The 7,063-nt window shown below is 35.3% G+C and carries 6 protein-coding genes; 5 read left to right on the top strand and 1 reads right to left on the bottom strand.

The annotated features are described in order from the left end of the window. Nucleotides 1-96: 96 nt before the first annotated feature. The 4 genes from ACLRVU_RS11930 (at nucleotide 97) to ACLRVU_RS11915 (ending at nucleotide 4,233) form a co-directional block, all read left to right on the top strand. Nucleotides 97-600 carry a ferritin-like domain-containing protein gene (locus ACLRVU_RS11930; RefSeq protein WP_412892029.1) on the top strand — a complete coding sequence of 168 codons (504 nt, stop codon included), beginning with the start codon at nucleotides 97-99 and terminating at the stop codon, nucleotides 598-600. Nucleotides 601-653: 53 nt separating this feature from the next. Next, complete coding sequence (locus ACLRVU_RS11925; protein WP_412892028.1) at nucleotides 654-1,127, top strand: superoxide dismutase family protein; 474 nt, start codon at nucleotides 654-656, stop codon at nucleotides 1,125-1,127. A 91-nt stretch (nucleotides 1,128-1,218) separates the two neighbouring features. Continuing rightward, nucleotides 1,219-2,481: a hypothetical protein gene (locus tag ACLRVU_RS11920; RefSeq protein WP_412892027.1), complete on the top strand. Its 1,263-nt coding sequence runs from the start codon at nucleotides 1,219-1,221 to the stop codon at nucleotides 2,479-2,481. Nucleotides 2,482-2,592: 111 nt separating this feature from the next. Further along, entirely contained in the window at nucleotides 2,593-4,233 is a 1,641-nt protein-coding gene (locus ACLRVU_RS11915) for an alpha-glucosidase (protein ID WP_412892026.1), read from the top strand. A 79-nt stretch (nucleotides 4,234-4,312) separates the two neighbouring features. Here ACLRVU_RS11915 and ACLRVU_RS11910 read toward each other — a convergent pair whose 3' ends face one another. After that, nucleotides 4,313-4,855, bottom strand: a complete 543-nt coding sequence (locus tag ACLRVU_RS11910) for a GNAT family N-acetyltransferase (protein ID WP_412892025.1) — start codon at nucleotides 4,853-4,855, stop codon at nucleotides 4,313-4,315. A 147-nt stretch (nucleotides 4,856-5,002) separates the two neighbouring features. On the opposite strand from ACLRVU_RS11910, the gene ACLRVU_RS11905 reads away from it, so the two are divergent. Beyond that, nucleotides 5,003-7,063 carry an AAA family ATPase gene (locus ACLRVU_RS11905; RefSeq protein ID WP_412892024.1) on the top strand — a complete coding sequence of 687 codons (2,061 nt, stop codon included), beginning with the start codon at nucleotides 5,003-5,005 and terminating at the stop codon, nucleotides 7,061-7,063.

The following is a 7,063-nucleotide window of genomic DNA, read 5'->3' as shown; positions in this document are numbered from 1 at the left end:
ATGATATAATAAAATATGTGAGTGGTGAAAACCACTTTTTTGTTTTCTTTACATAAATGTGCAAAGCCGCCGTATATTTATAATGGAGGTGCTGAGATGAGCAATTATAAAGTTGATTTACCCTATCCGCCAATTCAGATCAATGGTGTTTATCCTGAATATGGTTATATGCTTTTGTCAAATATAGGTAGCAGTAATTCCGAAGTAAATGCAGTGAGTTTGTACACGTATAATAAAATTATTACAAGACCCGGATTTAAAGAAATATCAGATACATTTCACGCAATCAGTATTGTCGAAATGCATCATTTAGATATTTTTAGTCAATTTTGTCTGTTGGAAGGTGTTGATCCCCGCTGGTGGTCATGTGATCAAGGAAACTTTGAATACTGGTCACCGCAATTTCATGCTTATCCAAAAGAATTAAGCTGTTTATTAAAATATGCTATTCAAGGGGAAGAAGATGCAATAAAAAAATATCAGCAGCAGGCAGCTATTATCTGTGATGAAAATATAGTAAAGATGTTGGAAAGAATCATTTTAGATGAGCAGCATCATGTCGAACTGCTAAATAGTTTATTATGTAAATACTGTGGGTAAAGACAGGCACAAAATCAAAGCAACAAACATATAGTATACAAGGGGGAAATGCTTTGAACTCTTTTGATATTTTAAAAGTTTTATATTATGATACACCACAGGTTTATGCTTCTATTTCAGGAAATGGGATTACCGGCATGATGACAGCATATAAATATCTTGACGGCTCTTTGGTCATGGTTGAGGTATCCGGACTCCCGCAGACAAGCTGCAATCAAGGTATCCATGCTTTACACATTCATACTGGCGATAGCTGTACCGGAGATAAAGAAGATCCTTATAAAAATGCAGGCAGTCATTTTTCCTTAAATGATTGTCCGCACCCTTATCATACTGGAGATTTACCACCTTTGTTTTCAAATCAAGGATACGCTTGGATGTGCGTATATACGGATAAGTTTTCTCCGGATCAAATTGTTAATCGAACGATCATCGTTCATGAAAAGGTGGATGATTTTACCAGCCAGCCAGCGGGAAATGCAGGCAAGAAGATTGCATGTGGTGTTATAAAGGTTTTAGCTAGTTAAGAATGGGGCAACTCATTCTTTTCCTTTCTAAGAAAGTAGTTGGTTTTTGTATGTGGGAATTGTTATAATGGGAGTGTGAGGGGGGGATAAGATGCAAAAGATGTGTAAAATATGGATCGCTATTGGATTGATTATTGCAATAGCAGGGTGCAGTCAGAAAAAAGAATTAAAGTTAAAGCAGGATATATTTAAAGCGGAACTAGGGAATACGTTAAGTACAGATTTAAAAGATTATTTAGATACAGAAGATTTAACTCAAGATGAACTGGAAAAAATGGAATTGGTTATAGATATTCCAGATCAATCTAAAATGGTGAAAGATGAATTATCTTTTGTTAAAACTGGAGAATATTCTGCAAAAATTCTTTATAACAAAGAAGAACTATCTTTTAAGATTGTGATTGAAGATACCATCAAGCCGGAATTAGATGGACCGGATCAACTAGAACTGACACAGGGAGAAGAGTTAGCGACAGAGAATTTATTTACAGCAAAAGATTTAAATGAATTAGAGGAAATAAAATATGATCTTTCTCTTATTAATAAAGATGAACCTGGGGATTATTCGATGATTGTATCTGTAAGAGATGCTGCCGGAAATGAAACACAAAAGACAGTAAATGTAACAGTGATCGAAAAGAAAACAGATGAACAAGAAACAACGTCCTCTAACACGCTAGAGTTAGGAAACAATACTACAGCAAGCAATTCAAATGCAAGTTCAGCATCAAATGCTGAAAACCAAACATCACCCCAAGATGTTCAGCAGTCTTTAGCTGCAAGTCTTAGTGCTTCAAATAATACAACACAATTGCTTACCGTTGTTGGAACCGGAGGATCATATGCTGATTTTGCTTTACATGAAAAACGTAATGGAATTTGGGTTGAGGTTCTTCAATGCAATGCACGTGTAGGGGTAAATGGTATTGGTCCAACAACAGAATGGTCAAAAACAACACCCAATGGCGTTTTTAGTCTAGGAATGAATTTTGGTTTGAATGGAAATCCGGGTGCAACATATGGATATACTCAGGCGAACAGCAATCATTATTGGGTTGATGATGTAAACTCAAAATACTATAACCAATTTGTAGATATCTCACAAATCACTCCTGATTGGAACAGTGCGGAGCATATTGTTGAATTTCCGGGATATTATAATTACTGTGTAAATATTAACTATAATCCAAATTGTACCCCTGGAGTAGGGTCAGCTATCTTTATTCACTGTGATATTGGAATTTATACATACGGATGTGTGGCAATACCAGAAAGTGTCCTTGCCAGTGTAATGCAGCGATTGCAGTCAGATGCACTGATTGCCATTTATCCATCATATAATGCTTTATATTAAACATGTCCAGGCATGTTTTTTTTGTCAAAAATGTGCTGTTATAAAATCAAAAAAGAACCACAAATTATGACTTCAATTTTGTATAATATACCTATATATGGAGGGTAACTTATGAATGAATGGTGGAAAAATGAAATTGCTTATCAGATTTATCCAAGAAGTTTTAAAGATACAAATCATGATGGAGTAGGTGATATTAAAGGAATTACAGAAAAATTGGATTATTTAGAAAATTTAGGGGTAACATTGCTGTGGCTGTGTCCCATTTATAAGTCACCAATGGATGATAATGGTTATGATATTTCTGATTATTATGACATTAACCCGGAATTTGGGACAATGCAGGATTTAGAAGAATTAATTCAAGAAGCAAAAAAGAAAAATATTAAAATTATTATGGATTTGGTAATTAATCATACATCAGACGAACATCCTTGGTTTAAAGAAGCTATTGCGAATCCGGATAGCCCTTATCGTGATTACTATATCTTTAAATCAGCAAAGGACAATAAAGAGCCAACGAACTGGCGCAGTGTATTTGGCGGATCAGTCTGGAAAAAAGTGGAAGGCACAAACGATTATTATTTTCATGCTTTTTCGCAGCGTCAACCGGATTTGAACTGGGAAAATCCACAAATGCGTCAGGATTTATATAAGATGATTAATTGGTGGCTGGAAAAAGGAATCGCAGGATTTAGAGTGGATGCGATTAACTTTATTAAAAAGGATCAGTGTTATCAAGATGGACCGGTTGATGGTACGGATGGCTTATCTGCATGCTTTGCTTTTTCAAGAAACCAGCCGGGAATTGAAAAATTCTTTGAAGAAATGAAAAGAGAAACTTTTGCAAAACATAATTGTATGACAGTAGCTGAAGCAGTAGGAGTCAACTATCCTGATTTAGGTATTTTTATTGGTGAGCAAGGCTGCTTTTCAATGATGTTTGATTTCAATTACTCAAATTTTGATATTGGTGAAGACGAAGAATGGTTTAAAAGAAAAACATGGACTCCTAAAGAATATCGGGAATTATTATTTACAGGTCAAAGAGAAATTCAAAAAATTGGCTGGGTTGCAAGCTTCTTAGAAAATCATGATCAGCCACGTTCAATCGATAAGCTGATTGTTAATGAAGAAGATCGAAATTATTATTCAAAAACCATGCTGGCAGGAATGTTCTTTAATTTAAGAGGAACACCTTTTATCTATCAGGGACAGGAAATAGGCATGGTTAACTTTACTCGTCAAAGTATTGATGAATTCAATGACATCGGCAGTATAGGACAATATCAAAGAGCGATAGAAGAGGGATACAGTAAAGAAGAAGCACTGCATTTTGTGAATTTAAGAAGTCGTGACAATACACGTACGCCAATGCATTGGGATGACAGCGAGTATGCCGGATTTTCAGACGTAAAACCATGGATTAAAATGATGGATAACTATAAAGAAATTAATGTAGCCAAACAACTAAACAATGAACCTTCTGTTTTTCAATTTTATAAAAAGATGATTGCACTTCGTAAAGCAGAATCAATCTTAGTGGAAGGTGACTTTGAAGAAATATTAGAAATGCCCGATGATGTCATTGCCTATTCACGTGAGAGTGCAGAAGGAAAGATCAGCTGTCTATGCAATTTTAGTCCAAACATACTTAAAATCAGGGAGATTAAGGGAAGCGTATTATTGAACAATTATACGGAATATCAATTAGGAGAATTGAAGCCATTCCAATTTGTGATGATAAAATAATAAAAAAGGATCTTGGGAATAGGAGCTACATCCAATCAGTTAGATTTTTAGTCTAACTATTTGGGGTTGCCTCAAACTTCTAAGATCTTTTTTGCTGGTTAAATTCTTCTTTTGTCATGGAGTAGCAGCAACTATCAATGACTCCTTTATCAAAATGAACAAGGGCACGGCGCAGGGTTCCTTCATAAGTAAAACCACACTTCTCAATAACTCTTTTGGACTGCTGGTTAAACGGATAGTGATAAACGGAAATAAGGTCTAATGATAAATCATTAAAAGCATAATCAAGTACAGCCTCCACAGCTTCTTTCATCAGTCCTTTACCCCAGTAGGAATCATCTAAAACATAGCCGATCATTCGGCAGTTAGGATTATTACGATGTTTATCAAGATGCAGTCCGAAAGAACCGATAACACGATGAGACTGTTTATCTGTAATCGCCCAAACTTCTTGACTTTTAATAAAACTGTCTAAAATTTGTTGTGTGGTTGCGATACAGGTATGCGCCGGCCATCCAGCAGCTGGACCTATGTTAGGCTTCGAGGCATAGGCAAAAAAATCTTGTAAATCATTTTGCTGCCAATCTCTCAGCACTAATCGTTTTGTTTCTAAATGTTTCATATAAACATCTCCTTGTCATTAATTGTAGCATAGTCACGTATAAAATAAAGAGCTTTGAATAAACTTTTGTGTGTTGTTTAAAGCAGGGATAAAAGGTTAATAATTTAAAAGTAATTTCATACAATAGAAAGAGAAAGTAGGTGTACTATGTTAACTAAGTTTAGTGAAAAAGCACAAAAGATCATTGTGATAGCTGAAAGTGTTGCGTTTGATTTGGGACATGCAAACGTAGGCAGCGAGCATCTGCTATTATCGATTATGAAAATGAAAGATAATGCAATGTATCCCTTACTGGAAAAGTATCAGATTACGGAGCAGAAACTGCAGGATGACATCATTCGCTTGTTTGGAACCAATGACATGCAGCCCTTTTATATGGAATATACAAATATTGTTCGTGTTATCTTAGATAAGGCGATTAAAGAATCACACCAACGCGGTGAAAAAAAGGTAAGCGTGGAATGTCTATGCTTGGGGCTTTTAAGCGTAGAAGACAGTGTGGCAATAGAATTGCTGAAAAAGTATGATGTCGATATTGAAGAAGTAAAAGAGGAATTAGAAGAAATGACAAAGACAGAAAATGAGCTTGATCAAATTAATGAATTAATCAATATCAATAAACGAGTAAAAGCTCAAAATACTATTGTCATCGGTCGGGATAAAGAGCTTCATCAGTTAATAGAAGTCCTTAGTCGTAAAGAAAAGAATAATGCAATCATTGTTGGAAAAGCGGGGGTTGGAAAGACAGCTTTAGTAGAGAAATTGGCTATTGAAATCAATAATGGAAATGTACCCGAAGCCTTAAAAGAATGTACGCTCTACGAATTAGATCTTGTCAGTGTTGTAGCAGGAACAAAATATCGTGGTGAATTTGAAGAAAAGTTTAAGAAGATCATACGTAAAGTATGCAATGATCCTCATTGCATTATTTTTATCGATGAAATTCATAATATTATAGGTGCCGGTGGTGCAGAAGGAGCGATTGATGCTTCAAATATTATCAAGCCTTATATCGCAAGAAGGCAGTTTACCTGTATCGGGGCTACTACACAAGATGAGTACTACAAGTATTTTGAAAAGGATGAGGCATTAAACCGCCGTTTCCAGTATGTTCATTTAGATCCAACAACACTTTCTGAAACAACTGCGATTATTGAGGGATTAAAAGAATCCTTTGAAAAATTTCATCAGGTGAAGTTAGAGGACAGTTTGATTCCTTATCTAGTTGAAAATGCCTCACGTCATTTTCATAATCGTTTCATGCCAGATAGTGCTATAGATCTTTTGGATTTAATTTTAGTAAGAGCGAAGATGAATAAAAGTGACAGTATCGATAAGCATGATGTGGATAAAATGGTTGAAGAACTGACCAATATGAAAGCCCACAGCAATCGATTGCAGTATTTAAAAGGGCAGCTGCTAAAGTATATTAAAGGGCAGGACGAAGCAATTGAAACAATTATTCAGCAACTCTCTTTAGTCGAAAGTGGATTATATGAAGATGGTCAGCCTAAATGGGTTTCTTTATTTGTGGGACCTACCGGTGTGGGTAAGACAGAGATTGCAAAGCTGTTGGCAAAGTATTATTTAGACGATGAACATCATTTTATCAAATTAGATATGTCGGAATACAAAGAGTCCAGCAGTGTAAGTAAAATTATCGGAGCAAGTCCCGGATATATCGGATATGATGAGCAGTCATTGCTAGTAAAGCATATGAGCAGCCATCCACGAAGTGTGATCCTGTTAGATGAAATTGAAAAAGCGCATCGTGATGTATTAAATCTTTTCTTATCTGTTTTTGATGAAGGCGTTTTAAAAGATCAACGTGGAAAAACCATTGATTTTAAAGAATGTATTATTATTATGACTTCAAATGCCGGCTGTGACGCTTTGAAAGATTCTATTGGATTTAAAAAGGATAAGAAAAAGAATAACATTATTGATTCTGTTTTCCCAAAAGAATGGCTGAATCGCATTGATCAAGTTATTTATTTTGATCCAATCAGTGAAGCAGCAGCTCGACAGATTGCAGATATGCAGATTGAAACTTACAATAAGCAATTAAATATGGATATCCAATATGAAAGCAACAAATTAAATGAACTGCTACCTAAAGAGGATATTCAAAAGTATGGAGCAAGGGCAATAAAGCGAGCTGTGAAACAATATATGTATAAGCAGATATTAAACAACACCCATGTGTGA

It is taken from the genome of Beduini sp. (genome assembly GCF_047239305.1).
Classification (GTDB): Bacteria; Bacillota_I; Bacilli_A; order Erysipelotrichales; family Coprobacillaceae; genus Beduini.
This window is presented reverse-complemented; position numbering and strand designations above follow the sequence as displayed.

Coding starts and splice junctions, on each gene's coding strand:
- ACLRVU_RS11930 (WP_412892029.1), top strand. CDS start 97: ATGAGCAATTATAAAGTTGATTTACCCTATCCGCCAATTCAGATCAAT.
- ACLRVU_RS11920 (WP_412892027.1), top strand. CDS start 1,219: ATGCAAAAGATGTGTAAAATATGGATCGCTATTGGATTGATTATTGCA.
- ACLRVU_RS11915 (WP_412892026.1), top strand. CDS start 2,593: ATGAATGAATGGTGGAAAAATGAAATTGCTTATCAGATTTATCCAAGA.
- ACLRVU_RS11910 (WP_412892025.1), bottom strand. CDS start 4,855: ATGAAACATTTAGAAACAAAACGATTAGTGCTGAGAGATTGGCAGCAA.
- ACLRVU_RS11905 (WP_412892024.1), top strand. CDS start 5,003: ATGTTAACTAAGTTTAGTGAAAAAGCACAAAAGATCATTGTGATAGCT.